This window comes from Shewanella sp. 4_MG-2023, assembly GCF_030548015.1.
In the GTDB taxonomy this organism is placed as follows: Bacteria; Pseudomonadota; Gammaproteobacteria; order Enterobacterales; family Shewanellaceae; genus Shewanella.
Genome location: NZ_JAUORL010000017.1, coordinates 55305 through 82162, shown reverse-complemented (window position 1 = coordinate 82162; position 26858 = coordinate 55305). Strand labels below are relative to the sequence as shown.

Below are 26858 nucleotides of genomic sequence, written 5' to 3'. Positions count from 1 at the left end.
TCAAATAAATGAGCGCCTTATTAATTATTAAGTGCCGCTACGATAGTTCGGCGCTTCTTTACTGATGGTGACATCGTGCACATGAGACTCGCCCATGCCTGCTGAAGTAATTTTAACGAACTCAGCTTTTTCATTTAATTCTTTAATGGTGGCACAACCGGTAAGACCCATACATGAACGTAAGCCGCCCATGTGCTGGTGAATAATCTCTTTTAATTTACCTTTGTAAGCAACGCGGCCTTCAATACCTTCTGGTACTAATTTGTCAGCAGCATTGTCACTTTGGAAATAGCGATCTGATGAACCTTGAGTTTGAGTCATCGCACCTAAAGAGCCCATACCGCGGTATGACTTATAAGCACGACCATTGTATAGCTCAGTTTCGCCCGGCGCTTCATCAGTACCAGCAAACATTGAACCTGCCATGATGCAAGATGCACCCGCTGCCAATGCTTTAGCTAAATCACCTGAAAAACGAATACCGCCATCGGCAATAACCGGAATATCAAGATGCTTAACTGCCGCTGCTGCGTCAGATACTGCAGTAATTTGCGGCACGCCAACACCGGTTACGATACGCGTAGTACAGATTGACCCTGGGCCAATACCCACTTTAACCGCATCAACGCCAGCTTCAACTAGGGCTAATGCGCCTTCAGCTGTTGCAACGTTACCGCCAACAATTTGTAAGTCAGGGAATGATGCGCGAGTATCACGAATACGTTGCAATACGCCTTCTGAGTGACCATGAGATGAGTCAATCAATAATACGTCAACACCGGCTTTAACCAATGCAGCAATACGCTCTTCGTTACCTGCACCAGCGCCAACGGCTGCACCTACACGTAAACGACCTAACTCGTCTTTACATGCATTTGGTTTACGTTCAGCTTTTTGGAAATCTTTAACTGTGATAAGGCCTTTAAGCTTGAAGTTAGCGTCAACCACTAGCACTTTCTCAACGCGGTGAGAATGCATTAATGTTTGTACTTCATCTAATTTAGTGCCTTCTTGAACCGTCACAAGACGATCTTTTGGGGTCATAACTTGTTCAACAGTCATGGTCCAGTCAGTGACAAAGCGCACATCACGGCCAGTGATAATACCCACAAGTTCACTTGCGTCATTAACCACTGGGTAACCAGCAAAACCATTGCGCTCAGTTAATTGCTTAACGTCAGCTAAGGTTGTTGATGGATTAACTGTAACAGGTTGCTGAACAATACCAGCTTCATAGATTTTAACTTTACGAACTTCTTCAGCTTGCTGCTCAATGGTCATATTTTTATGAATAAAACCTAAACCACCTTCTTGTGCCATCGCGATCGCTAAGCGAGCTTCAGTTACGGTATCCATAGCTGCAGAAACAATTGGGGTGTTTAATTCTATTTTTCTAGTCAGACGTGTTTTTAGAACAGCGGTATTTGGGAGGACGGTTGAGTGAGCAGGCACCAGTAGTACATCATCAAATGTTAGTGCGTCATTTCTTAATCTTAACATGCAACATCTCCCAGAAAGTGTAGGGTTTAGAAAGGGTAAATATTGCGGCGGGATTATACCTTGCATATTGGGGTTGGTAAATGGAAAATAGTCAAAAGTTCCGATTGGGTGGCCTAAATTGATGAAAAGCTCAAAAAATAATGTTTACTCCGTTTCGCGATTAAACGGTGAAGTCCGCCAGCTGCTTGAAGGAGAGCTCGGAAAGGTTTGGCTAGAGGCCGAAATCTCGAACTTTGTTTCCCCAAATTCAGGTCATTGGTATATGACTTTAAAGGACAGTCGCTCACAAATTCGTTGTGCGATGTTTAAAGGTCGTAATCAATCAGTCGCCTTTAGACCGGTTAATGGACAACAGGTTTTAGTTAAAGGCGCCATCAGTGTTTACGAGCCCCGCGGCGATTATCAATTACTATTAGAGTCGATGTTGCCTGCGGGTGATGGATTGCTAGCACAGCAATATGAGGCGCTTAAGCTAAAATTAGCCGCAGAAGGCTTATTTGCAACAGAAACTAAGCGCCCTATTCCACAAAATATCCAACGAATAGGTGTGATTACCTCAGCTACTGGTGCAGCCATTCGCGATGTAGTGCATGTGTTATCGCGGCGCGATCCGTCCATTGAAGTGGTGGTTTACCCCACTCAAGTACAAGGTGCTACTGCCAGTAAATTAATTATCGATGCCATCACTACCGCCAACAAACGTCTTGAGGTTGATGTGCTGCTACTCACCCGTGGTGGCGGTTCACTGGAAGATCTATGGTGCTTTAACGATGAAGACTTAGCCCACGCGATTTATAACAGTGCATTGCCCGTAGTGAGCGCTGTGGGCCATGAAATTGATACCACCATCAGTGACTATGTTGCTGATGTAAGAGCGCCGACGCCATCGGCAGGGGCTGAGTTGTTATCTGATGATAAAGGCAATAAAAGCCAAAAATTGACTGCGACTTTCGCGCGTTTAAGGCAAGCCTATCGTCATTACATATTGCATCAAAGCACCCAACTTGCTGAATTAAGCCACCAGCTGCAAAGACAAGATCCTAAAAGGCAACTACAACAGCTTGAACAACGTTTTGATGAAATGCAGTTAAAGCTTGAGTCTGCGTTGCAGCACAAACTGGCCCGCGCCCAAATGAGGCAACAACAATTAAAAAGCCGTTTGCAGCAGCAATCGCCAGTGCACAAACTCACCCTTGAGCAAAACAAAATGACTTATCTAAGTAATCGCTTAAATGAAGCGATGAAAAGCCGAGTTGATAACGCCAGTAAGCAACTCAATTACAGCGCTCATAAGCTGGAAACCGTAAGCCCGTTAGCCACCTTAAGCCGTGGTTACAGTATTACTAAAGACAGTGATGGCAAGGTAGTTGAACAGGCGAACCAAGTAAGCTCAGGTGACTTACTGGTTACTCAGCTACATCATGGTGAGATTGAGTCCCTAGTTAAATAAATAGTGAAGTAACAGTGAAGTAGAAATGAATAACCACCGCGACGCTGTTAATTAATAAGAGTCACGGTGGTGAGTTAATAAGCTCATGACGTCATACTTTTTCGTCTCATTATTAGCAAACCTACAGCTAAGATTAACATGACACCTGAGGTACTACCGCCACTGACTATCACTTCAGTTTCAATGATTTCTTCTTCAATATAAACCGTATCTCTATCGCTACTTTCTAACGGCAAGGCATATAAGCTATCAGCCTCTTCACTACTGATGGTGGCAACAATATCCTCATAACCCACCTCATATAAATCAATCAGTACGTCATAGTAATCGGTTTTATACCCTTGGGCTAAGGTGGTTAGCACCTCATAACTGTCATCTTCAGCTTCGCCATAAATGGTAAAAATATCGGTGGAGTAATAATGCTGCCACGGGCCGCCATTTCGGCTTAAATACAATTCAGCATAAACATTAGCAGGCTCGCCGACACTAAAGCCGTAAACATCAGCATCAAAGGTCACGGTAAAAGTTTGATAAAAACCATCTTCATCAAAATCATCATATAAATGACTGTAGGCCTGATAAATCGTAAAATCCCTAAGCCCCGGCTGCACATACATCATAGAGGCAGTATTGGTTATTGCATTATTGGTTAAGGTATTTTTAGGCGCTACTTGTGATGTGGTTTGTTTAGATAACTGCGATAACTGCTTGATGCGCACTGAACGCTCAGCGGCTAGCGCAGGCTCAAGCTGCTTGGCATTATTTACCAATGCGTTAATGCGCTGCGTGTCAACCTTCACTTGGTTTGGCTTTTCTGAGGCAGTTAATTGTCGCCCTTCACTACTCACTAATACTTTTGCCTGCACTTGATTTGATAAAGCAGCCACATTTGACAAAGCAGCCGCTTCAGAGGCGACAGCAGTGTGTACAAAACCGCTCATCGATAAAAGCACTACTGCCGTCAGCGACCATTTTGAAATAGATAAAGTCATCATAATCAATCCTTGTTTTCAATGCGCTTGGTGAAACCTGCTTTCTATTTAAGTGCATTGAAAATGAATTCTAGCTGAACACGTTCAGCTAGAATTCATCAAAGCCATTAGATAATGATTAAAACTACTGCTGTGAGATAGGCAGTTTTGATAGCGAAGCGCTATTTCTATATTGCAGCAGATCTTTTACACTGATGACTGATTTCAAAGATAAATATTCAATTGGACTTGGCAAATGAGCAAAGTAACAACGAAATTACGCATTCCCCTGACTATCTTAATATTGAGTTTTCTCAGTATCGGATTAGTTCAGGCTGCGCCAGTTTCAGGCAATTGGAGTCAACAAGGCATCCATCAGCGTGCCCATCAATCGCCCAATCAGCATGCGCCCAATCAAAAAAAAACCAACCAGTCGAAAAAGTTAGCCGTTAATAGCTCACAGCAGGCAGCGCAACTGGCTAAAAGGCAATACTCGGCTAAAGTGCTGTCGGTGCAATCAACCTCAGTGAACGGCTCTCCTGGCTATCGGGTTAAACTACTGTCAAATAAAGGCATGGTGTTTTACGCCACCGTCAATGCACGTTCAGGTTCAGTTTCAAGAAACTAATCTTTAACCGCCATCGTTGCCAAAGCTTAATTTTTAGCAACTAAATTCAAGAGGCTAGGCATGAGAATATTATTAGTTGAAGATGATTTAGGCTTACAACGCAATCTCACTGAGCACCTTCAAGGGGCAAATTACAGCGTTGATATTTCATCTGATGGCGAAGACGGATTGTTTCAAGCCTCTGAGTATCAATATGATGCAGCTATCATCGATGTGGGGTTACCTAAAATAGATGGCCTGAGCTTAATTACCCAGCTGCGTGAAAAACAAATCGATTATCCGATTTTGATTTTAACCGCTAGAGATGGCTGGCAAGACAAGGTGCTAGGGCTAGATTCTGGCGCAGATGATTACCTCACTAAACCATTTCAGCCTGAAGAGTTAGTCGCCCGTCTCAATGCATTAATCCGCCGCTCAGCTGGGCAAGCAAGTCCGGTGATCAGTAATGGCCCTTTTAGTCTTAATACCCGCACCTTAGCGTTAACGCATTTACAGCAGTCGGTTATTTTAAGTAGCTCCGAATTCAAACTGTTTGAATATTTTATGATGCATCAGGGTGAAGTGATTTCTAAACCCACCTTAATTGAACATATTTACGATCAGGATTTTGACTTGGACTCCAACGTCATTGAAGTGTTTATCCGCCGCTTACGTAAAAAGCTCGACCCTGATAACCAATATAAATTAATTGAAACTTTGCGTGGCCAAGGTTATCGCCTACGCCAGCTAAGTAAATAACCTTCTGATGAAAAAGCCATTAACTTTGCCTCGACTCGCACTCTTTAACTCCTTAAAAGTAAGGTTGATGCTCAGTGGCTTAGTGTTAATTGTGGTGTTACTGCCTCTCATTGGCGCGGCGGTTAATAATGCCTTTAAACATCAAATCGCCCAATCGATTAATAACCAGTTAAAAGCCTATGTGTATTCGGTGCTGGCAGTGGCAGAAGTCAAAGACAATAAGGTGGTGATGCCCAATTACTTATTGGAAAATCAATTTAATATTGTCGGCTCGGGTTTGTATGCACTTATCACTTCAAATTCTCCCTCTGGCGTTAATGAAGTATGGTCATCAGAATCTTTTTTAGGCTTAACCCTGCCTCAATTACCAATACCGGCCATGGGCGAAGGCAAGCTTACTCAAATCATCTTTGATGATGACATTAGTAATGAACCCAATAATCATGTGGTATATAGCTTCACCGTTTCTTTTGAAACAGATGAAAAACCGCTACAAATAACGGTTCATATCATTAAAGATGACGCAGATTTTCAAAGGCAAATTAGTGAGTTTAGCAACACTCTATGGACATGGTTAGCAGTGTTAATGGTGGTACTAGCCTTGATACAGGCCATATGGTTGCTGTGGACATTAAAACCGTTAAACCGTTTTACTCAAGAGCTCACGTTAGTCGAGCAAGGTGAGCAAACTCGCATTGAGCAAAACTACCCAATAGAGCTCAACGCGGTGGCAAAACAGCTCAATGTGCTATTAAAAACTGAGCAACAGCAAAGGCAGCGTTATAAAAATGCCTTAGCCGATCTAGCCCATAGCTTAAAAACCCCGCTAGCTGTGCTGCAAAGCCAAAAAGACTTAAGTGCCGACTCCAAAGAGCAAGCCAGCAATATCAATAACATCATTAGCTATCAGCTCAATAAAGCCAAAACTAGCGGTAATAAGCCTTGGCATTTAGGGGTTAAAGTGGATGATGTCGCCAGCAAGTTAATCAGAACCTTAAGTAAAATATACCAACAGCAACACCTTGATATCGATTACCAAGCCCAAGCCAACATGCTATTTAAAGGCGAAGAAGCTGATTTAAGTGAAATGCTTGGCAACCTGTTAGACAACGCCTGTAAAGCCGCTAAGGCCCAAGTTTGCCTTAGCGTATTGCAAACCGATAACCAATTACACTTAATCATTGAAGATGACGGCAAAGGCCTAACCCCAGAGCAACAGCACGGTATTTTTGAACGTGGCATCAGAGCCGATACCTACCAACAAGGTCACGGCATTGGCTTAGCCATAGTGCGTGATATTGTCGAAAGTTATCAGGGGCAATTAAGCGTCGGTGCATCTGACACTTATGGCGGCGCTAAATTCACCATCACATTTAATGACTAGCTTTTACCATTAGCCGCTTAATTCACTCGAAATAAATTCCCTGCTTTCATCTTGTGTTCATTTTCACTTCGTTATCCTATATCTAACATTCAAAAACTGCCTTTATCAAAAAGGAGTTGGAGACGATATGATATTAATGAATACGACGTTTAATCGCATCAGAACAAGCCTAGTTGCCGTGTGCATTATGCTTTCTCCTGCGGCATTCGCGGCCACAGACAGTGGCGCACAAACACTGGTAAGCGATCAAGCCTACAGTCAAGATGCTGAGCAGCTGTCTGAAGCGCAGTTGGCGCAAATGCTTGCTCCTATAGCCTTATATCCAGATAGTTTGTTAACCCATATTCTGATTGCGTCTACCTACCCTCTAGAGGTAGTACAAGCCCATCGCTGGCAGCAAGAAAATAGTCAGCTTGATAGCGAACAGAAAATGCAGCAAGCCGAGCAACAGGATTGGGACCCTAGCGTCATGGCATTAGTGGCCTTTCCCACTGTGCTTGAAAAGCTTAATGAAGATCTTGATTGGACTCAGGAGTTAGGTGAAGCATTTCTGCAAGATGAAGAAACGGTATTAGCCAGCATTCAAACATTGCGCCATCAAGCCGATGAAGCCAATAGTTTTGATGATATGGAAAACATGACCATCACCCGTGAAGAAAAGCAGATCATTATTGAGCCTGCCCGTACGGAAGTGGTTTATGTTCCCTATTACGACCCAAGAATTGTTTACGGTAGCTGGCGCTGGAATGCATACCCACCAGTATATTGGCGTTATCCATCTTATGTGCATTACCGCCCGAACCGCCCGATTTATTGGGGGCCAAGTGTTTACATTAACTTTAACTACTTCTTTGGCGCGGTGCATTGGTCAAGTAGACGCGTGGTGGTGATTAATCATCATAAGACTCGTTACTATCGTAAGCCCCATAAGATTGCCTATAGCCAAGGCTCACACCGCTGGAAGCACAAACCTGCTCATCGCCGCGGGGTTGCATATAAAGCGCCGAGAGTAAGCCATAAGTATGATCGTGCCCGTTACAATAAAAGCCACAAGGTGGCTCATTCTCAAAAACCTGGTCATAAAGGTAAGCCTGCACAGCTGCATAACTCTAAGCCAAGCCATATAGCAAAGCAGCAACGTGTTAATAAAGCATTAAAAAATAATCATAATGCTAAGCCGAGCTATAGCTCAAGACCCAGCACTAAGCCAAATACTAGACCGAGCACTAAGCCCAGTACTAGACCGAGCACTAGACCAAGTAATACGAATAAAATGCATAATGGCCAGCAGGATAAAGCGCTGAGAACGGCAAATAAATCACAGCCAAACCGTTCAAATAAGGCTCATCAAAGCCAAAAAGCGACCAAGCAACCGAGCAGCAGACAAGCGACAAACAGGCAGGTTACTAATAGACAAGCGACCAGCAGACCGACTGTTAATAAACAGCAAAGTAGCAAGCACTATAACCAAACTGCGCGAGTGAATAACAACCGTAGCGCCCAAAACCACAGCATCAAGCCGCAGCAAAGAGCGAGTAATGCATCCCACAACAACCGTGGTGGTAGTCGCTCAAGCAGTCATCACTCGTCGTCTAAACAGCGAGTGAAATAAGTAACGAGTGAAATAAACTGCGCTTTGTCTGAGTCAGAAGTTAAGTCATAAGCTGGGCCAGAAGCTGAGTTAGAAGCTGAGTTAGAAGCTGGGTCTGAAATAAATAAAAAGCCTGAATCACATTCACTGTGACTCAGGCTTTTTCTATCCCAAGATTAAATAAGTTAGTTTAATTGGGTAACACAATGTTGACCTTTAGCCCTTGAGGCTTAGCTTGATGAAAACTCATATCACCTTGATGCAACATAATGATGAGCTGACAAATGGATAACCCTAGCCCTGCACCTTGGGATACATTTTCATCAACCCGATAAAAACGGTTCTTGGCTAAATCAATTTCGCTTGCAGACATCCCTATTCCCTGATCAATGATATTAATGACGCATTGGTTAGCATCTTGCTCAGCACCAATGCTAATAACCGATTCTTTAGGGCTGTATTTACAAGCATTTTCGATAATGTTTTTTAATACTAATTCAAGATAAAAGCTATCAGCTTTAACGGTAAGTCCCTTAGGAATATCAAGCTGCCACTGATAATCGGCCACAATATGCACTAACTGATTAATCACATTATCAATTAGGCTTTGTAAGTCGCATTCAGCCTTATTAATCGCTTCAATGGCATCAACCCTTGAGAGTAATAACAGTTGCTCAACAGTATGACTCATACGCTTAATTCCCTGCCCCATGGCTTGAGTATAAGGCATTGCTTGTTGCTTTAAGCTTTCATCGGTTGATGAATTAATCACGCTTTCTAAACCATCACCATGAAGTTTAATGATGGCTAAGGGGGTCTTTAATTCATGGGCGGCATCAGCACTAAAGCGTCGTTCGCGGATCATCATATCGGCGATACGGGCTAAATAACTATTAAGCGACTGCTGAATTGTAATAAGTTCTGACGGTAAGCGGATATTAATTGGCGCTAGATCTTGAGCACTGCGATAAGCTAAGTGACGTTCAAGTAGTTTGATGGGTTTAAATAAGTAGTAAGTCACCAATAGCATGATAAGCAACATGATAGGCGCAATAATCAAAGGCGAGCGCCAGCTATTGGCGTTAATCTTATCCACCAACTCTTGGCGCACATCATCACGCTGTGCAGTCACAATCCACACCTGTTGCGCCGTTGAAAACAAGCTGTACACATGCCAGGTGTGCTCACCGACTGCCTGATAGGCATAGCCGTGGTTAAAATCCGTTAGCGGTTTTACACCAGTATTATCTGAGTATGCAAGTAACTCACCTGCTGCGGTAAATAATTGAAATGACAGCTTTCGCTCGTAAGAGAGGGTTTCTACCGTAGACTGCTCGGCAAAGGTTTCTATTTCAGACTCTGACACATGAAAGCGAATAGGTTGCTCAATTAAGCTTGCTACTTTGGCGGCAGTAAGCCTTTTGACATAAAACAAATCCAGCACTTTGGCGGTTTGCACCATTTCTGCATCAAATAGCTCTTCTATCTCGTACATGGCATCGCGGCTACTCAGCACACTGGCAACCGATACGGTCAGTAAGATGCCGACTAACATCAATAAACTAAGGGAGAAACGTAACGAAAACATAATATCCTTTTATGATCTACTGACCATTAATGCTTATTGAATTTCAGCTAAAATATAGCCAATGCCTCTAACAGTTTTAATCAGTTCTGGGGCCATTTTTTTACGTAAATGATGAATATGCACTTCAATGGAATTACTGCCGACTTCATCCCAACCATAGGTTAATTGCTCAAGCTGGCTGCGGGTTAGTACTCGCCCTGCTGATTGGGCAAACTCCAATAACAATTGATATTCCCGCCGTGGCAGATTGATTAATTGCTCTCGAAAATGCACTTCACAACAACTGAAATCGATGGTCAATGCGCCGAAACTAAATTGATTGTTATCTAAGCCGTGTTGGCGGCGAACAATCGCTCGCAGTCTTGCAACTAATTCCCGCACATCAAACGGTTTACTGAGATAATCATCTGCGCCAATGTCTAAACAGTTTAAGCGAGTATCAAAATCCGTATTGGCTGTAAGCACAATAATCGGCAAAGATACTCCCGCTTTACGCCAGTGCTTTAATAAATCTTCGCCATTGCCATCAGGCAAACCTAAATCAAGAATAATGGCGCTAAAATCTTCATTATCCAGCGCCGCTAATGCTTGGTTATAAGAACATAAGTGATCCACTTGGATCCCTTCTTTAGCCAAACTCAAAACCACGCCTTGTGCTAATAACTGATTGTCTTCTACTAACAATACCCGCATCGGTTATTCCCTTATTACTTTTATAATAACTAAAGCGCGATTTAAGCTTATCTAAACACTTTAAAGTCAACACCTTGCTCACTCAAAAAGGCTTCAGCAGCAGCGCCTTTTAACATTGCCATGGTCGATAACATTCCCGCGGTTACGCTATTTGGCCCTAATACCGTCACTGAAAGCGGCGCTTGCTCCACAGGATATCCTGTTCGAGGATTAATAATGTGGCCATAGCGTTTTTGATCCACTTCAATGTAGCGCCGAGTGGTGCCGCTAGTGGCTAATGCGCCTTGGCGTATGGTTAACAGCGCCGCGGCATTATCCAATTGCTGCGGGTTTTCAATCCCCACTTGCCAGCCATCTGGGTTAAGGATGGGACAGGCAATATCGCCGCCAAAATTAACTAACACAGAGATATCAGGCCAACGCTTGCTGAGTAATTGCGCTGTACTATCCACCGCATACTCTTTGCCTATGCCACCAAAATCTAAACTCATTGCTGCAGGCATAGTCAATTTGCTGTCAGTAAAATCAATGGCGCTAAAATCCACTAGCTTTAATGCCGATTTAATCGCACTAGCTGGTGGCACTTGATGGCTACCATCAAAGCGCCACAACTTCATTAAAGGACCTGCGCTGATATCAAAAGCGCCGTCACTTAATTGATAACATTGCTGGGCAAATTGCAGTAAATGCGCCGTTTCAGCATCAATGTTAACCGCCTGCCCTTGGGCATTGTTGAGTTGCCAAACAATATTACCTTGTAAAAAACGGCTATATTTACGCTCTATTCGTTTGGCTTCAGCCACCGCGATATTTAACATCTGCTGGGCAATCTTCTCATCATCTAGTCGCATTAACATTTCACATGGACTTGCCATGGCGCTAAATGAACCTAAAAAGCCCCAAGGGCGACGTGTAAGCGTCGCGACCTGTGGGGCCTTAGATGTAGCGGCTTGTGATGTAACAGCGGCTTTATTTAACAATTTCAATAACTCTGATGTTTTGCGTTTATTTATCTTAAGACTATTTATTTAAAACGAATAGCTTATTTGAGCTACGATTGCTTTCACCGATGGAAATAAATCCTGATTATTTAACTCACCAGGGATATCTGTGCCGTTGTTTTCAGGGTTTTGCTGATAATACTCAATACGATAGCTCAGTTCATGGCCGCCAGATAAGCGATGGCCAAACTTAAGCCCTACCGTATATGCTGACATGTCACCAATGCGATAATCCGCACTGGCATACTCAGGTAATGCTGCTTCTGTACGCAAAAATGGCTGATAAAACTCAGCAGCTTGCTGCTGGTAATAACGCAAATGCAGCTGGCCATATAAGCTTGGAGTAAAGTAATAGCGATAATGGGTTTCTAAAGTGTGCGCTTGAATATCCCAGTCATCAGTATTGTAGCGATAAGAGAAATCAATCACCCCTGAGTCCAATGCGCCTTTTGCTAACAAGAAAACACTGTGCTTAGTGCGCGAGTCTGGGCGGTTTTCGTAGCGATAACCATGGGACTCACCATTACCATCGACCATACTGAGAATTTTATAGGGATCGGTCATATAACCCGACACACTTGAAAAGCCGTAGTTAGCTTGCATTAACCAATTGCGATTCAAGATTTGGGTCACACCTAGCATGACATCAGCGGTTTGCTTGGTATCATCACCGTCTAATCGAGTGGCGTCAAATGCAGCTTGAAAGGCATCATCGCCATCATAATCACCGCGAAATACCATTTCTGATAATGCCACAGGACGACCGCCAACAGGATCAACAGTATCATTAGTATAGGCACCCGATAAGGCAAGAGTGGTGTTGTTTTTGTTAAAACTGCGCTCCACACCCGCATTTAAGCCTAATGATAAATAATCGTATTCTTTAGAGCCATAAACACCCAAGTTAACCGTCCAGTCAGGATTTAAAATCTCCTGCCAATTGGCACTTAACTGCACTCGAGTATCTTGGAACGTATCATCAAGGGGCGTTTCACCTGGGGCGACCGTATACTCTCCCTTACCTGAAGGTCGTGTAAAGGTTTGGCTGATGGATTGTGCTACAGCGCCAGAAGCTGAAGCGCCGGTTAAGCTGTCGACAACGATTTTCATATCGAGCAGCGAATCTTCACCAAAGGCTTTTTGCACATTACCAATAGCTTCAACGGCTTGTACACGGTCTTGCTCACCGTAATACATAATGGCGGCATCGACTTTCCAATCATCGTTTGCCGGTACCGGCTCTTGTGCGCTAGCTTGTTGTGACAACAAACTGCAGCTAGCCATGGCCAATGCACTAGCGATGCTTTGTTTCGGCGTTAGTTTCGAAGTTAGTTGCATCCACAACCTCCACCAGCTAATGAGCGTCCGCCACTGGTGCCTTCTTTACTGAAGTAAATATGGTCATCCAATGCTAAATCTAACTTTTCATTATTAAGTGCCATATCAGCGCGGGCAAATTGATCCTTCTCCCACGGCTCTACCCCTAAACTCGAACAGCCTGCTAAACTGCTGATAATAGACAAGGCCAATAACAGCTTAATGTATTGCTTAAAACTCGATTTTTTCATTGGCTTATTCCTTTAATAACAGTTGAATTTCATGTTCGTAAGCAGGCTTGTTCTTGTCAAAAAAACCAACATGACGCTGAACTAATTCGCCTTGGCGGTTAAATAAATAGCTACTTGGCATACCAGGTAAATCAAACTCCCTTGCCACATCCCCTTCTGGATTAAAGCGTAAATTAAAATTAGCGGGGATTTTAGTGAGGAACTCATGGGCTAACTCAGTATCAACATCAAGATTGATAGCAACCACTTCAAAGCCTTGCTGCTGGTATTTGGCCTGCATCTGGTTCATCCAAGGAAAAGACTTTCGACATGGACCGCACCATGATGCCCAAAAATCCACATACACCACCTTGCCAGCAAACTCTTTCAAGCTAGTTTCGGTGCCATCTTTGGTTAGTACAGTATGCTCAAGTGAAGGCGCGGCAAATAATGGGCCGCTAAAGGCCAATGTGAGTAACAAACTCGCTAGTAATGATCGCTTCATGGAGTCTCGCTTTGTTAGTTTTAATTTTTGAGGAGTCATGAATGACTAATTTTTAATGATTCAATATAATCCAAGTTAAATCTTCAATCTTAAGGTTTTATTAAGCATTGTGACGAGTTAGTTTAACAGAGTGTTAAGTTGGAGAGTTAAATAGGTAAAGATTAACCCGTTAACAAGGTCTGACGAGTATAGGATAGCGAACAAGAGTTGGTTAATGAGGACTAATAATCACCGCGCTAGCACTAACGCCATGACGCGGTCTTGAAGCAATAGCTAGAACAACCGCTGATACGCTGCTCAATAGGCTTAGTTCAACACAACTGGTGACTGTGTTTACCCGCCGATGATTCTCGAGACTAAGCCCTTATCGTGGGTAAATTCGGCCAGTATTATTCCGGCCAAATGCAAACTGATAAACGGAATAAAATACCACAAGGCAAGTTTATGCACGGTTTCAGCTTGGTGTTCAATTGACTCTGGCCCAAATTCAATCAACAAGCCTGTGGAGACCGATAACGCAATACCCAGATAAAATAGCCAATATACCCACGCTTGAAATTTTTCACGGCCGCTAGCCTGTTTACTGAATGCGCTAGGGTATTGTAAACCGCATTTTGCCATATAGATAAAGCGCAGCGACACAAAAACAGCCACCGCATAACCAAAATATAGGTGCCACTGGAACATCACATTACGGATACTTTTAGCAATGATGACGGCTTGTTTATCGCTGATGAGTAAATCAAGCGGCAATAGCCCTTGTTGGATCATCTCTGCCATATGATTTTTCTCCATCCAGCCTAAACGCAGTAAGATGGTTAACAGCATCACCAACATCGACAACGCAAGCCCCCAATGCAGAAGACGATGGATAGCAGGGAAATGGCTGTGAGTACTCATAAAAACCTCAGCGATTGAAAGTGAATGATTATTATAAGAGGTAAAACTTAACATTTGCTTATGCTAGATCATTGAGCGTTTCACCTTACCAAGCCAATAACATTCAATAACCTCGGTTCAAACACCTCGGTTCAAACTCCTCAGTTCAAACTCCTCAGTTCAAACTCCTCAGTTCAAACACCAGTAAATCAGAGACATAAAAAAACCTGAATCACTTTGCAGTCATTCAGGTTTTGCTTAACTCACAGAAAATAATTTATTTTTTGCGGCTATTAATGTGGCTCATTGCGCGTTTACGGCGACGCTCTTGACTAATGGTTAGCTTTTCATGGCGGCCTTCAAATGGATTAGCTCCCTCTTGAAAGCGCATTTGAATTGGCGTACCCACAACTTTCAATGAACGACGGAAGTAGTTCATCATGTAGCGCTTGTATGAATCAGGTAACTTACTTACCTGATTACCATGCACCACAACGATTGGTGGGTTATAACCACCAGCATGGGCATACTTAAGCTTCACTCGGCGACCATGTACTAATGGTGGCTGATGATCATCTTGTGACATTTGCATAACGCGGGTCAGCATTGAAGTACTTACGCGGCGCGTTGCACTGTCATAGGCTTCTTCAATTGACTCGTATAAATGACCAACACCTGTGCCATGAAGCGCTGAAATAAAGTGAATGCGGGCAAAGTCGATAAAGCCTAAGCGGCGATCTAACTCACTTTTAACGCTTTCTTTAAATGCTTGGTCAAGACCATCCCATTTATTCACAGCAAGTACAATTGCACGACCAGCATTAAGCGCAAAACCAAGCAAACCAAGATCTTGCTCTGTAATACCGTCTTGAGCGTCGATCACTAACAAGACAACGTTAGAATCTTCAACTGCTTTCAGGGTTTTAATCACTGAAAACTTCTCAATAACTTCATGTACTTTCGCGCGGCGACGCACACCAGCAGTATCAATTAATACGTATTGACGACCTTCACGTTCCATTGGAATGTAAATACTGTCACGAGTCGTACCTGGTGCATCATAAACAACCACACGCTCTTCACCTAAAATACGGTTAGTTAGCGTTGATTTACCTACGTTAGGCTTACCAATAATAGCAAGCTTAATAGGTAAGTTTTGCAGGCGCTCTTGTTCAGCTTCGGCTTCTTCTTCAGTGTACTCACGTACATCTTCAACTTCTTCACCGTCTTCTTGGCGAGTAATACCCATAGCTTCAGCATAAGGCGCTAAAGAGTATTCAATCATATTGGTAACACCGCGACCTTGCGCAGCTGCCATTTGATAAACTTCACCTAAACCTAATGACCAAAACTCAGCACAGGCTGAATCAGCATCAATACCATCAACTTTGTTAGCAACAACAAAGGTAGTTTTATCACGGCTACGTAAATGCTCAGCAATCGCTAAATCAGCTGCTGTTAAGCCTGCACGAGCATCAGTTAAAAATAGCACCACATCTGCTTCTTCAATCGCCGCTAGCGATTGTTCAGCCATCTTAGTTTCAATCCCTTCTTCAGTGCCATCGATACCACCAGTATCAACCACAATGAATTCATAACCAGCTAAAAACGCACGTCCATATTTACGGTCACGAGTTAAACCAGGAAAATCGGCGACAAGCGCATCTCTTGTGCGAGTAAGGCGATTAAATAAAGTTGACTTACCAACATTAGGTCGCCCCACAAGGGCCACTACAGGGATCATGATTTTGCCTCTAAAAACTTTAAAATAAAAAGCCCCCGGAACACACTTCCAGGGGCTCTAATAAGGTTTGCTATTCAATTTATGGCAGTACAATCGTCGCGATTTTGCCGCTACGACCTTGCACATAAATTTTATCTCCAACCACTACTGGTTGTGAGAATAAACCATCACTATCAACCTCAACACGTCCAGCGACTTCGCCAGAGTTGCGGTCAATAAAATGTAAGTAACCTTCAAAGTCACCTACAACAATATAAGAGCCTATAACGGCAGGTGAAGTTAAACTACGATTCATTAACGTAGAGTTACTCCATAATTCAAGACCGTTACGTCTATCTACTGAATAAATTCGGCTGTGGTCATCGACTAAGTATAGTCCAACCCCTGCTGTCGCTAATTCATTGAAGCTTGAATACTTACGCGTCCATACAACACGACCCGTTCTTAGCTCCATAGACACTAAGTTACCATTGTAACTTACCGCGTATAAATTATCGCCCAAAATTAACGGTGTCATGTCCACATCGGCCATACGAGTAAACTCGTTACCACCGGTTGGGTTAAATACCGCCTGCTCCCAAGCCACTTGTCCATTGTTTTTGACAATAACCGCTATTTTACCATCAGCAGTGCCAAGGAAGAAACCACCTGAATCATAAGCTGCTGAGCTAGTGCCGCGTAGCGTTAGATTTGGCAGTTGCATCTCATGGGTCCACAGTTTAGCACCGTCATCAATATCAAATGCTTCAAAGTTACCATCACTGGTATGCACGCCAACTGAATCTTCAGACACAGTTGGAGCCGATAACAGCTCACCGCTTGCAACTGCTGACCATACGGTCTCACCGGTTTGAGCATCTAATGCCACCAATAAACCAGACTCGCCGCCAATAAAGACTTTATTACGGCCAGCGGTAACGCCTGCGGCAATGCGTGCCTCTTTCGTTTTCGCCAGCTCAGTATGTTTAAATTCTGAAGCTAAGTCTTTACGCCAAGCCACTTTGCCTGTTGCTTCTTCAAAGGCGACGACCTCACCGTTGCGATCGGCCACATATACATGGTCATATCGAATAGCCGGTTTAAGTTGAGAATAAAAGTCACCGACTCCGCCCCCAACCTTGGCATGCCAGTTTACTTCTGGAAAAACAGTTGCTTGAATTTCAGTTAGTTCAGTAACAACTTCTTCTTCATTATCATTTGAAGAACAAGCAGATAGCAATGCGACGCTTAAGCCCGCTGCTAGCAAAGTTTTGCATAAAGACTTCATTCGGCTAATTCCTTATGCCTTGTTTAAATTGTCTAGCTTCATTTGTAATGCAGGACTGGTTAACGAACCGCCGTTATCAACAGCAGCTTGGTAAGCTGAACGTGCACTATCCATGTCACCTTGACGCACAAGTAAATCGCCTTTTAACTCATCACGTTGAGCATTAAATGCTTCATCGGTAATTTGCTCTAATGTCGCAATTGCAGTGCCGATGTTACCTTGCTCTGCTTGCACGCGAGATAGACGTAACGTCGCTAAAGACTCTAAAGCAGCACCCGGTTTTGCAGCAATGATTTTAGTAAAAGCCGCTTCTGCTTTATCTAACTCGCCTGCATCGACAGCAGCTTTAGCTGACATGAGTTCAAGCAAGGCTTGGTAACCTTTTTGATCGTGCTGTGCACCAAACTCAGCGATAGCTGCTTGTACTGCACTGCTGTCGCTGTTAGCAGTAATGCGTTGAAATGCTTCTGATGCAGCTTCCGATTTTTCAATTTTTACGTCAGAGTAATAATTCCAACCGTACAATCCACCTAGACCTACGACTGCACCCACAATGATTGAGCTGCCGTAATCTTTCCAGAACTGCTTAATAGCATCTACTTGTTGTTCTTCTGTGCTATAAATTTCCACGCGCACTTCCCCTTTCTATTCAGTTCTGTTTTTTATTAGCTAAGGGCTAATATTAAAATAATGATTTTATCGTAGTCGCCAACTCTTCTCGGGCAACTAAAAGTTGTTCGTTCTTATTTCTCAGTGGCTTAATTGCAACTTGGTTATTGGCAATTTCGTTTTCACCAATGATCAGGGCGTACTGCGCACCGCTTTTATCAGCACGTTTCATCTGCTTTTTAAAGTTACCGCCGCCACAATGACTCATGACTTTAAGCGCTGGCAGGCTTTGACGCAACTCTTGGGCAATTTTAATTGCTTCAACCAAGCAGTTTTCGCCCATTGCCGTGACATAAACATCGACAACTGGCGCGACATCTTTATCAAGCTCAAGGGTTTGCAGTAGTAAGACAATACGCTCAAGTCCCATTGCAAAACCTACTGCAGGGGTATCTTTACCACCCAATTGACCAACCAGACCATCATAACGACCACCAGCAAGTACCGTTCCTTGAGAGCCTAAGCTATCCGTTACCCACTCAAAAACGGTGCGGTTATAGTAATCTAAACCACGCACAAGACGAGGATTAATTGTGTATTGGATGCCGACAGCGTCTAAGAGTTCACATAAGGTTGAAAAATGTGTTTTTGATTCTTCACCTAAATAATCCATTAACTCTGGCGCATCAGCTAGCAAGGCTTGAACCTGTGGCGATTTAGAATCCAATACTCGTAGCGGGTTTGAATACATACGGCGCTGTGAGTCTTCATCTAATTGCTCTTTGTGCTGCTCTAAAAATGCAATTAATGCATCACGGTAAGTAGCACGTTCAGCAGGATCACCTAAGGTATTAAGTTCCAGTTTAACGTGGTCTTTAATGCCAAATGAATCCCATAATCTTGCAGATAACATCAATACTTCCGCATCAATGTCCGCACTTGCAATGCCGTACACTTCAACACCAAATTGGTGGAATTGACGGTAACGACCTTTTTGAGGACGTTCATGACGGAACATAGGTCCCATGTACCATAAACGTTGCTCTTGGTTGTAAAGTAAACCATGCTCATTACCCGCACGAACAGTCGATGCTGTGCCTTCTGGGCGCAATGTTAAACTGTCTTCATTGCGATCAGCAAAGGTATACATTTCTTTTTCAACGATATCGGTGACTTCACCAATTGAGCGCTTGAATAAATCAGTACTTTCAACAATAGGAGTACGGATTTCACTGTAACCATAGGCACTAACAGTAGAGCGAATAACCGCTTCGACTTGTTGCCATAAAGGGCTTTGAGTTGGCAGAATGTCGTTCATTCCACGGATTGCTTGGATCTGTTTTGCCACGTTTAATTCGCCTAATTTTTAGCTAATTAATTAATCATATGCCTTACACAAAAAAACACCTACCACTGCTGGTAAGTGTGTTTTTATCTAAAACTAACTTATTCTGTTGCGTCTTTGATATCGATTCGGTTTTGCATTATCGCTGCTTTTGCGCGAATTTTTGCTTCCAGTGAATCCACTATATTGTTGTTATCAAAGCGCTCTTTTTGACGTTTACCGTCATCATAATAACCACTTTTTCCGTGGCTACCGGTTAAACCAATATCTGAAACTAACGCTTCACCTGGGCCATTGACCACACAGCCGATAATCGACACATCCATTGGGGTGGTGATATCTTCAAGGCGCATTTCTAACGCATTGACAGTGTTAATCACATCAAACTCTTGGCGTGAACAAGACGGACAGGCAATAAAGTTAATGCCGCGGCTGCGAATACGTAATGATTTTAAGATATCAAAACCGACTTTAATTTCTTCGACTGGATCTGCCGCTAATGAGATACGTAAAGTATCACCAATACCTTCAGCCAGTAACATGCCTAAGCCCACTGCTGATTTAACCGAACCCGCACGAGCGCCGCCTGCTTCAGTAATGCCTAAATGCAATGGCTGCTTAATTTGCTTGGCGAGTAAACGGTATGATTCAACCGCTAAAAATACGTCTGAAGCTTTTACACTGACTTTAAACTGGTCAAAGTTTAGACGGTCTAAAATATCCACATGACGCATGGCTGATTCAAGCAATGCTTCTGGTGTTGGCTCATGATACTTGTCCATCAGATCTTTTTCTAATGAACCGCCATTAACACCAATGCGAATTGGAATATTTTTATCACGCGCACATTCAACTACATTGCGAATACGTTCTTCATTACCAATGTTGCCGGGGTTAATCCGCAAACAATCAACACCGTATTCAGCCACTTTAAGTGCGATACGGTAATCAAAATGAATATCGGCAACTAAAGGTACACTAACGCGCTGCTTGATAAGCTTAAACGCTTCAGCGGCATCCATTGTTGGTACTGAGACTCGCACTATGTCTGCACCGACTTTTTCAAGGGCCAAAATTTGTGCAACTGTGGCGTCGACATCAGTGGTTTTAGTATTTGTCATCGATTGCACCGCAATTGGTGCACCATCGCCGATCGGAACATCCCCTACATAAATGCGGCTAGAAGGACGGCGGATGATTGGAGATTCGTTATACATAATCTGTTGCTCTACTACTTACCAAAATTGAGTTAACACTAAGCTTTAAAGACTAGGCTTTAGGCAGGGTTAACTTGGCCACACGGTCAGAAAACTCAGCAAGGCTGACATTTTCATTATTAAAGCTCATGGTGACAACTTGCGGCGCACCCAATATCACTTTAAAAGGTGCCTTGCCGGTGACTTCAACGACTCTAGCTGAGCCCTTAACGCCATCAACCAATGTTTTACCATCGGCATCGATAATGTTAACCCAGCAATCATCACTAAAGCTAAGCGATATAGTATCAGTTTCAATCACATCAGCAGTGGTTACTGCAGTATCAACTGCAGCTGTTATTGCTGGTGACACAGCAACAGAGTCAAGTGTGTCAGTCGCCGTTGCTGGCTTAATAACACGGTTACTCTCCTGAACATTACTGCTCACTTGAACTGCGTCATCGTTTTGACTTTGTGCTGAGATTACCTCGCTGGCAACGGGTTCCCGATAAGCCAGTTTAGGATCGATTTCTGGCTCTAATAAGTCTTGTGTTTGCTGCGCCACATTAGCAGCTGCGACTTCTTCTGCTGTCGGCTTTGATAAATCAACTCCCGTTAGCATTGAGTCTTTTTGTACCCACCACAACAATAATAGCGCAAGTAATATCGCTACGATGAGATAAGTAACTAAGGTGAGACGGCTGTCACGGGCTTCGCGGGTAGTTTTGCGAGAAAAGCTTTGCATAGCAGCAGTTTCATCAGGAAGTTGCTGGGCTAAACATTGTTGAACGGCATTAACATCTGCTTCAACGTACTTGGCAAAGTTTTTAGCGTAGCCGCGGGCATAGGTTGCTGAAGCAATATTATCAAAAATATCATTTTCAATATCTTCAATAACACTGGGACGCAAATGCAGCTGTAATGCCACAGCATCTATCGAGACACCCTTTTTTTCGCGGGCAGTGCGTAGCAGCATACCCGCTGTTGAAACAGTTTCGAGTAATTCAGCTTGCTCGAGATTATTATCTGTTTCTATCTCTGTAATTTTATTTGTCATTAATGCAAATTAGCCCTGTATTCTTTCGCTTGTTCTGAAGCAGGATATTTGGCAATTAAAGTAATTCCGTAGCGTTTTACCGCTTCATCATCCGCTAACTCACGGGAAATTTTAATACCTAATGCTAAGCTTTCTGGTGTTTGTTGTGCCACACGGTGAAGACGCGTTAAATTCGCTTTAGCGGCTTGATAATCATTTTCTACTATCGCAAGCTCAATCAATTCTTTCAAGGTTGATTGTCGTCTTGGATCATATCGCAGCGCATCTTCAAAATAGCCCTTGGCTTTTTCGGTGTCACCTGCAGACATACTACACACGCCTAAGTTTTCGTAGCTTGAAGCGGTGCGAGTGTATTGTTTGGTTTCAATCGCGGCTAATAGCATTTCTTCAGCTTGTGCGAATTTATCTTGCTGGCAAAGAAACACGCCAAAGTTATTTTTCGCATCACCACCTGCATCTGGCGCGGCAATGGCTTTACGGTAAGCCGCCTCTGTACGTACAGTATCACCTACCGTTTGGTAATAATACGCCATCGCGATATGCACTGAACTTAACTGCGGAGCATATTCAACCGCACGATTTAAATTAAATTTAGCTTGTTCAATATTGCCTCGATTTAAATAAGTCAGTCCCAGCTGCATTCGCTCAATAGCTGCGGCTTGCTTATCTAAGGTTCTTTCGGCAACAGGAATATCAGTACCGCTATAAGTTCGCTCAGTGACACAACCCGTTAGAGGTAATGCCATCGCGACTACAATCAAAAACTTTGGCAATCCATGCATATTCCAACGCCTATTAATCTATACAAACAATGAGTTAATCCATTGTGACCGAAATCTGATTTTGTTGCATTTGTTTTTTTGCTAAACGTTTAGTGCGATCACGAATATCACCGGCTAATTGTCCACAAGCCGCATCAATATCATCACCACGGGTTTTACGCACAATAACCGTTAAGCCGTATTCCATTAATACTTTAGAAAAACGGTCAATTCTAGAATTAGAAGAGCGACCATATGGCGAACCAGGATAAGGATTAAACGGAATTAAGTTAATCTTACACGGCGTGTCTTTCATTAGCTTGGCTAATTCATGGGCTTGATCTGTACTGTCATTGATATGATCAAGCATCACGTATTCGACTGTAACACGTCCGCGGTTAGCATTGGACTTTTCTAGGTAACGACGAATCCCAGCTAAAAATTCTTCTAGCGGGTATTTCTTGTTTACCGGCACCAATACATCACGCAGCTCATCATTTGGCGCATGAATACTCACCGCTAAAGCCACATCGATCACGTCACCTAATTTGTCTAACGCAGGCACGACACCTGAAGTCGATAAGGTCACACGACGCTTAGACAGACTAAAACCAAAGTCATCTAACATGATGTCCATTGCAGGGATCACATTGGCTAAGTTTAATAGTGGCTCACCCATTCCCATCATAACAACGTTAGTGATTGGACGATCGCCAGTGTCTTTATGGAAACCTAAAAATTCTGATACACGCCATACTTGACCGATGATTTCAGCCACTGAGAGGTTACGGTTGAAGCCTTGCTGCCCTGTTGAGCAGAAAGTACATTCCAATGCACAGCCCACTTGTGATGATACACACAGGGTTGCACGGTCTTCTTCAGGGATGTAAACAGTCTCGACTTCTTGGCCTTGACCAACATTGATCGCAAACTTAATGGTCCCATCAGATGACTTTTGAAAGCTAGCAATCTCAGGGGCAACAATTTCACACTTTCGAGCTAACTTAGCGCGCAGTGCCTTGTTAATATTGTTCATTTCTTCGAAGTCGCTAACACCAAAGTGATAAAGCCATTTCATCAATTGATCGGCTCGGAACGGTTTTTCGCCCATTTCTGCGAATAGCGCTCTCATCGATTTTCGATCAAGATCCAATAAATTGATCTTTTTTTCACTCATGTTGTGTAACCTCAAAAAACCTAAAACTTGCTTGCGGGCGGCGAATTATACAGATCCTAACAAAATTTGGCTATAGAAGTAGCAACAAAGCTTAGAGACTATGCTAGAATTTCCTCGGACTAATATTGGTCTGCCATTTGGAGGTGTAATTCCACCTTTATGATAACCCTTATCATTATAGTATTTATCGCCATTGCAATCTCTTTTCTTTGTAGTGTATTTGAGGCGGTACTACTGTCTGTTACGCCTAGTTATATTGCCACTTTGGCTAAAACGAATCGTAAAGCTGCCGATCGGCTTAATAAACAGAAAGAAAACGTGGAATCACCACTGGTTTCTATCCTGACTCTCAACACCATTTCCCATACCGTAGGCGCAGCTGTTGCTGGTGCTCAAGCGGCAAAGGTCTTTGGCGATGAAATGCTAGGGGTATTTTCCGGGGTACTGACCTTTCTCATCTTATTTTTCTCAGAAATCATTCCTAAAACCTTAGGTGCAAACTATTGGCGTTCATTAGCGCCATCAGTGTCGCTAGTTTTAGTGTGGTTAGAGCGTATTACCAAACCACTAATCTGGATGTCTTCAAAAGTCACCAAATTAATGGGTAAAGGCGACGAAGGGCAGTATATTCGTCAAGAAATGAGTGCGATGGCCGAAATTGGGCGACAATCAGGTGAACTTGATAAACAAGAGTCTGCCATTTTAACGCAAATGTTATCGGTTAAAGAAATGCCCGTTTCAGCGATTATGACACCGCGAACCGTGATGTTTAAATTACCGGTGACTCTGACCCAAGGGCAATTTGTGCAGCAGTTTTTAGCTAAACCCTTTACCCGTATTCCTGTATATGAAGACGACCCTGATAATATTATTGGTTATGTTAACCGTAATAATATCATTCAAGCAGAACGTTACACCCAGAAAGAATCCATTGGTGTATTGAAGAAAAACCTGCTGGTTATTCCTGAAACCGCCAAGATTTTACCGATATTTGAATTGATGATTAAGCGAAATACTAAAATCGCTATGATTGTCGATGAGTATGGTTCTGGTGAAGGTATTGTCACCTTAGAAGATATTGTTGAGTCTTTACTGGGACTAGAAATTGTCGATTCAAACGATCCTGTCACCGATATGCAGCAATTAGCGCGTAAATTGTGGAGTAGCCGCATGAAGCATAAAGGCATTGTATTATCTGATGACGGTGAGTTTACCAAGCAATCTCAAACCCCACCGCAATAATACTCTAGCTTTATAGCTATAGATTTAAGGGAGCTTAAGCTCCCTTTTTAATTTAGTTAATATAACCACAGCCTTGGTTTAACGGCTATGCATTAGCAGCAACTAAAGTAAACAACGACTAAAGTAAACAGCTACAAAAATCAGTCACCCATTAAGTTCATTAAACGCCGGATCAGGAACAGCCTCCTTTTTCTGTATTAGAGTAAAAGATGCCCAATAACTATCGCCTTAGCCTTGCTCATATTAACGATACTCATTCTAATTTTGAGCCTAGCAGTGTTCAATTTTCCTTATCGGTCGAGCAACAGCATTATCACGTCAACACGAAAACAGGTGGCTACGCCCGTTTAGGCCATCAAATTGAATCAGCAAGGCAACAAGCTGCTCAACATAACCATGAGTTTTTGTTTTTGCATGGCGGCGATAGCTTTCAAGGCACCTTATATTTTAGAGAATTTCAAGGCGCGGCTAACGCGCACCTACTCAATATGCTCAAACCCGATGCTATGGTGTTAGGTAATCATGAAATAGATGCAGGTAATAGCCCAGTACTGGCTTTTTTAAATCGTATCGAATTTCCGGTGTTAGCTGGCAATATGGATCTCAGCCAAGAGTTAACCGATAAAGAAGGCCGCCTAAGTGGTCACCCTATGCTTTATGATTACGACAATCAGACCCAATGTGCCAAGGTGCTAGTTAAGCCGTTTTATGATACTCACATCGCCATTGTCGGGATTACGCTGGATCAGATGCCGCTGATTGCTCGCCCCGATCCTGATACCCATTTTATCAATGCCATTGACACGACGGCTAATACCATTGCCAGTCTGCAGCAGCAAGGCATACAGCATATTATTGTCCTCAGCCATTTAGGGCTAGATCAAGACCGAGAGTTAGCAGAAAAAGTATCTGGGATCAGCGTCATAGTTGGTGGGCACTCACATACCTTACAAGGTCAATTCGATGAACTAGGTCTTAGCCACACTCCCTATGCTGAGCGGGTAAATAACACCCCTATCATCCATGCCAGTAAATACGCTGAAGTCTTAGGCTTAGCTAATATCACTTTTGATCGCTCTGGCGCCTGTATTGCCATAAATGGTAATAACTACTTTATGATTGATGATGAATTAGAAGTGCTGTTTAATCCTAAGCAAGATAATCAGCTTTCTAACCTCAATACTTTGCCCACAGAGCAGCAAATAAATAGCGTAAAAACCAAGCTTATCAGCCACCCTGCTATCCGTGGTGATCAGGCCTGTGAAAGCATTCATAACACTATAATGGAGCAATACCGCCCAGCGCTAAATGCGCTAGAAGAGCAAGTGCTTGCTTACATACCCCATGATTTCATTCATACCCGTTTACCCAGTAAGCACTTTCCCCATGGCAGTGAAATTGCCCCTTGGGTTTGTAGAAGTATGTTTAAAGCCACTAAGCATTCAGGTGAAAAACTCGATTTTGCCTTACATAATGCCGGTGGCGTTCGGCAGTCATTAAATAAAGGCAGCTTATCAATGGCGGATGTATTAGGGCGGATTTTGCCTTTTGAGTTGCCATTAGTGAAATATCAAATTCAAGGCAAATACCTTTATGAAGTGCTGGAGTCGGCCATTAATGCCGCCACCAATAATGGGGTAACTGGCACTGGCGCTGGTAGCTTCCCCTACACTTATGGTATCCGCTATTTCTATGATGGCACCTTAGCGATGCATCAACGTATTACCTCCGTTGAGTTATATCAAGACGGTTTATGGTCGGCAATTGATCCTGAAAAGCTCTATATTGGGGTGTCTTCGGCCTATACCGCCTTAGGTAAAGAAGGTTATGACGCATTACTAAAAGCCCATTGGCAACAAGACTTAGATACCATGACGTTACCTGAAGCCTTTGTTGATTTTGTTACCCAGCATGGAAACTTAATCGAAAACCCATTACAGCCTAATGTTTACTATATTAGCCACAGGTAATATTGAGTTTAAATT

At 43.1% G+C, this 26858-nt stretch carries 24 protein-coding genes; 7 read left to right on the top strand and 17 right to left on the bottom strand.

What is annotated here, in order from left to right:
- Nucleotides 1-27: 27 nt before the first annotated feature.
- Complete coding sequence (gene guaB, locus Q4546_RS11310) at nucleotides 28-1500, bottom strand: IMP dehydrogenase (RefSeq protein WP_076542723.1); 1473 nt, start codon at nucleotides 1498-1500, stop codon at nucleotides 28-30.
- 121 nt (nucleotides 1501-1621) lie between these two features.
- On the opposite strand from guaB, the gene xseA reads away from it, so the two are divergent.
- Nucleotides 1622-2950 (top strand): exodeoxyribonuclease VII large subunit, encoded by a 1329-nt coding sequence (xseA, locus tag Q4546_RS11305; protein ID WP_303446293.1) that lies wholly within the window; start codon nucleotides 1622-1624, stop codon nucleotides 2948-2950.
- An 83-nt stretch (nucleotides 2951-3033) separates the two neighbouring features.
- Here xseA and Q4546_RS11300 read toward each other — a convergent pair whose 3' ends face one another.
- Nucleotides 3034-3945 (bottom strand): choice-of-anchor H family protein, encoded by a 912-nt coding sequence (locus tag Q4546_RS11300; protein ID WP_303446292.1) that lies wholly within the window; start codon nucleotides 3943-3945, stop codon nucleotides 3034-3036.
- Between the two features lie 232 nt (nucleotides 3946-4177).
- On the opposite strand from Q4546_RS11300, the gene Q4546_RS11295 reads away from it, so the two are divergent.
- From Q4546_RS11295 to Q4546_RS11280, 4 genes are all read left to right on the top strand, one after another.
- Entirely contained in the window at nucleotides 4178-4549 is a 372-nt protein-coding gene (locus tag Q4546_RS11295) for a PepSY domain-containing protein (RefSeq protein ID WP_133126440.1), read from the top strand.
- A gap of 60 nt (nucleotides 4550-4609) precedes the next feature.
- The gene (locus tag Q4546_RS11290; RefSeq protein WP_102440581.1) at nucleotides 4610-5287 is read left to right on the top strand and encodes a response regulator transcription factor; all 678 of its coding nucleotides are present in this window, start codon (nucleotides 4610-4612) and stop codon (nucleotides 5285-5287) included.
- A gap of 7 nt (nucleotides 5288-5294) precedes the next feature.
- The gene (locus tag Q4546_RS11285) at nucleotides 5295-6671 is read left to right on the top strand and encodes an ATP-binding protein (RefSeq protein ID WP_102520523.1); all 1377 of its coding nucleotides are present in this window, start codon (nucleotides 5295-5297) and stop codon (nucleotides 6669-6671) included.
- A gap of 127 nt (nucleotides 6672-6798) precedes the next feature.
- Nucleotides 6799-8283, top strand: coding sequence for a DUF3300 domain-containing protein (locus tag Q4546_RS11280; RefSeq protein WP_303446291.1), 1485 nt, complete (start codon nucleotides 6799-6801; stop codon nucleotides 8281-8283).
- A 169-nt stretch (nucleotides 8284-8452) separates the two neighbouring features.
- Here Q4546_RS11280 and Q4546_RS11275 read toward each other — a convergent pair whose 3' ends face one another.
- The 15 genes from Q4546_RS11275 to Q4546_RS11205 all read right to left on the bottom strand — a co-directional run bounded on the left by Q4546_RS11275 (nucleotide 8453) and on the right by Q4546_RS11205 (nucleotide 23631).
- Nucleotides 8453-9850 (bottom strand): ATP-binding protein, encoded by a 1398-nt coding sequence (locus Q4546_RS11275; protein ID WP_303446290.1) that lies wholly within the window; start codon nucleotides 9848-9850, stop codon nucleotides 8453-8455.
- Nucleotides 9851-9883: 33 nt separating this feature from the next.
- Nucleotides 9884-10543 (bottom strand): response regulator transcription factor, encoded by a 660-nt coding sequence (locus Q4546_RS11270; RefSeq protein WP_102440584.1) that lies wholly within the window; start codon nucleotides 10541-10543, stop codon nucleotides 9884-9886.
- Nucleotides 10544-10590: 47 nt separating this feature from the next.
- Nucleotides 10591-11418 carry an FAD:protein FMN transferase gene (locus Q4546_RS11265; protein WP_102440585.1) on the bottom strand — a complete coding sequence of 276 codons (828 nt, stop codon included), beginning with the start codon at nucleotides 11416-11418 and terminating at the stop codon, nucleotides 10591-10593.
- A 153-nt stretch (nucleotides 11419-11571) separates the two neighbouring features.
- Complete coding sequence (locus Q4546_RS11260) at nucleotides 11572-12882, bottom strand: DUF3570 domain-containing protein (RefSeq protein ID WP_102440586.1); 1311 nt, start codon at nucleotides 12880-12882, stop codon at nucleotides 11572-11574.
- Nucleotides 12873-13112, bottom strand: coding sequence for a DUF4266 domain-containing protein (locus tag Q4546_RS11255; RefSeq protein ID WP_102440587.1), 240 nt, complete (start codon nucleotides 13110-13112; stop codon nucleotides 12873-12875). The genes Q4546_RS11260 and Q4546_RS11255 overlap by 10 nt, the downstream gene beginning before the upstream one ends.
- Nucleotides 13113-13116: 4 nt before the next feature.
- Complete coding sequence (locus tag Q4546_RS11250) at nucleotides 13117-13596, bottom strand: TlpA disulfide reductase family protein (RefSeq protein ID WP_102440588.1); 480 nt, start codon at nucleotides 13594-13596, stop codon at nucleotides 13117-13119.
- Nucleotides 13597-13929: 333 nt separating this feature from the next.
- Nucleotides 13930-14496, bottom strand: a complete 567-nt coding sequence (locus Q4546_RS11245) for a cytochrome b/b6 domain-containing protein (RefSeq protein ID WP_157936137.1) — start codon at nucleotides 14494-14496, stop codon at nucleotides 13930-13932.
- Nucleotides 14497-14752: 256 nt separating this feature from the next.
- The gene (gene der, locus Q4546_RS11240) at nucleotides 14753-16219 is read right to left on the bottom strand and encodes a ribosome biogenesis GTPase Der (protein WP_076542701.1); all 1467 of its coding nucleotides are present in this window, start codon (nucleotides 16217-16219) and stop codon (nucleotides 14753-14755) included.
- A 79-nt stretch (nucleotides 16220-16298) separates the two neighbouring features.
- Complete coding sequence (gene bamB, locus Q4546_RS11235) at nucleotides 16299-17486, bottom strand: outer membrane protein assembly factor BamB (RefSeq protein ID WP_076542699.1); 1188 nt, start codon at nucleotides 17484-17486, stop codon at nucleotides 16299-16301.
- Nucleotides 17487-17498: 12 nt separating this feature from the next.
- On the bottom strand, nucleotides 17499-18116 hold the full coding sequence (locus tag Q4546_RS11230; protein WP_076542697.1) for a tetratricopeptide repeat protein: 618 nt from the start codon (nucleotides 18114-18116) through the stop codon (nucleotides 17499-17501).
- 52 nt (nucleotides 18117-18168) lie between these two features.
- Nucleotides 18169-19443: a histidine--tRNA ligase gene (gene hisS, locus Q4546_RS11225; protein WP_102440590.1), complete on the bottom strand. Its 1275-nt coding sequence runs from the start codon at nucleotides 19441-19443 to the stop codon at nucleotides 18169-18171.
- Nucleotides 19444-19541: 98 nt separating this feature from the next.
- Complete coding sequence (ispG, locus tag Q4546_RS11220) at nucleotides 19542-20657, bottom strand: flavodoxin-dependent (E)-4-hydroxy-3-methylbut-2-enyl-diphosphate synthase (RefSeq protein WP_076542693.1); 1116 nt, start codon at nucleotides 20655-20657, stop codon at nucleotides 19542-19544.
- A 52-nt stretch (nucleotides 20658-20709) separates the two neighbouring features.
- Nucleotides 20710-21693, bottom strand: coding sequence for a RodZ domain-containing protein (locus Q4546_RS11215; RefSeq protein ID WP_102440591.1), 984 nt, complete (start codon nucleotides 21691-21693; stop codon nucleotides 20710-20712).
- On the bottom strand, nucleotides 21693-22475 hold the full coding sequence (pilW, locus tag Q4546_RS11210) for a type IV pilus biogenesis/stability protein PilW (protein ID WP_102477209.1): 783 nt from the start codon (nucleotides 22473-22475) through the stop codon (nucleotides 21693-21695). Before pilW ends, Q4546_RS11215 begins: the two co-directional genes overlap by 1 nt.
- 34 nt (nucleotides 22476-22509) lie before the next feature.
- Nucleotides 22510-23631 carry a bifunctional tRNA (adenosine(37)-C2)-methyltransferase TrmG/ribosomal RNA large subunit methyltransferase RlmN gene (locus Q4546_RS11205; protein ID WP_076542685.1) on the bottom strand — a complete coding sequence of 374 codons (1122 nt, stop codon included), beginning with the start codon at nucleotides 23629-23631 and terminating at the stop codon, nucleotides 22510-22512.
- A gap of 159 nt (nucleotides 23632-23790) precedes the next feature.
- On the opposite strand from Q4546_RS11205, the gene Q4546_RS11200 reads away from it, so the two are divergent.
- Both Q4546_RS11200 and Q4546_RS11195 read left to right on the top strand, forming a co-directional pair.
- A complete protein-coding gene (locus tag Q4546_RS11200) occupies nucleotides 23791-24873 on the top strand; it encodes a CNNM domain-containing protein (RefSeq protein WP_102440593.1) in 1083 nt (360 codons plus the stop codon).
- 209 nt (nucleotides 24874-25082) lie between these two features.
- Nucleotides 25083-26843, top strand: a complete 1761-nt coding sequence (locus tag Q4546_RS11195; protein ID WP_303446289.1) for a bifunctional UDP-sugar hydrolase/5'-nucleotidase — start codon at nucleotides 25083-25085, stop codon at nucleotides 26841-26843.
- The last annotated feature ends 15 nt before the right edge of the window (nucleotides 26844-26858 follow it).

Excerpts from the sequence above, each read along its gene's own strand:
- der (WP_076542701.1), bottom strand. The coding sequence starts at position 16,219 with ATGATCCCTGTAGTGGCCCTTGTGGGGCGACCTAATGTTGGTAAGTCA.
- Q4546_RS11265 (WP_102440585.1), bottom strand. The coding sequence starts at position 11,418 with ATGGCAAGTCCATGTGAAATGTTAATGCGACTAGATGATGAGAAGATT.
- Q4546_RS11260 (WP_102440586.1), bottom strand. The coding sequence starts at position 12,882 with ATGCAACTAACTTCGAAACTAACGCCGAAACAAAGCATCGCTAGTGCA.
- Q4546_RS11250 (WP_102440588.1), bottom strand. The coding sequence starts at position 13,596 with ATGAAGCGATCATTACTAGCGAGTTTGTTACTCACATTGGCCTTTAGC.
- pilW (WP_102477209.1), bottom strand. The coding sequence starts at position 22,475 with ATGCATGGATTGCCAAAGTTTTTGATTGTAGTCGCGATGGCATTACCT.
- Q4546_RS11215 (WP_102440591.1), bottom strand. The coding sequence starts at position 21,693 with ATGACAAATAAAATTACAGAGATAGAAACAGATAATAATCTCGAGCAA.
- Q4546_RS11205 (WP_076542685.1), bottom strand. The coding sequence starts at position 23,631 with ATGAGTGAAAAAAAGATCAATTTATTGGATCTTGATCGAAAATCGATG.
- ispG (WP_076542693.1), bottom strand. The coding sequence starts at position 20,657 with ATGTATAACGAATCTCCAATCATCCGCCGTCCTTCTAGCCGCATTTAT.
- Q4546_RS11300 (WP_303446292.1), bottom strand. The coding sequence starts at position 3,945 with ATGATGACTTTATCTATTTCAAAATGGTCGCTGACGGCAGTAGTGCTT.
- Q4546_RS11270 (WP_102440584.1), bottom strand. The coding sequence starts at position 10,543 with ATGCGGGTATTGTTAGTAGAAGACAATCAGTTATTAGCACAAGGCGTG.
- Q4546_RS11290 (WP_102440581.1), top strand. The coding sequence starts at position 4,610 with ATGAGAATATTATTAGTTGAAGATGATTTAGGCTTACAACGCAATCTC.
- xseA (WP_303446293.1), top strand. The coding sequence starts at position 1,622 with ATGAAAAGCTCAAAAAATAATGTTTACTCCGTTTCGCGATTAAACGGT.
- Q4546_RS11295 (WP_133126440.1), top strand. The coding sequence starts at position 4,178 with ATGAGCAAAGTAACAACGAAATTACGCATTCCCCTGACTATCTTAATA.
- bamB (WP_076542699.1), bottom strand. The coding sequence starts at position 17,486 with ATGAAGTCTTTATGCAAAACTTTGCTAGCAGCGGGCTTAAGCGTCGCA.
- guaB (WP_076542723.1), bottom strand. The coding sequence starts at position 1,500 with ATGTTAAGATTAAGAAATGACGCACTAACATTTGATGATGTACTACTG.
- Q4546_RS11195 (WP_303446289.1), top strand. The coding sequence starts at position 25,083 with ATGCCCAATAACTATCGCCTTAGCCTTGCTCATATTAACGATACTCAT.
- Q4546_RS11280 (WP_303446291.1), top strand. The coding sequence starts at position 6,799 with ATGATATTAATGAATACGACGTTTAATCGCATCAGAACAAGCCTAGTT.
- Q4546_RS11245 (WP_157936137.1), bottom strand. The coding sequence starts at position 14,496 with ATGAGTACTCACAGCCATTTCCCTGCTATCCATCGTCTTCTGCATTGG.
- Q4546_RS11200 (WP_102440593.1), top strand. The coding sequence starts at position 23,791 with ATGATAACCCTTATCATTATAGTATTTATCGCCATTGCAATCTCTTTT.
- Q4546_RS11285 (WP_102520523.1), top strand. The coding sequence starts at position 5,295 with ATGAAAAAGCCATTAACTTTGCCTCGACTCGCACTCTTTAACTCCTTA.
- Q4546_RS11275 (WP_303446290.1), bottom strand. The coding sequence starts at position 9,850 with ATGTTTTCGTTACGTTTCTCCCTTAGTTTATTGATGTTAGTCGGCATC.
- Q4546_RS11255 (WP_102440587.1), bottom strand. The coding sequence starts at position 13,112 with ATGAAAAAATCGAGTTTTAAGCAATACATTAAGCTGTTATTGGCCTTG.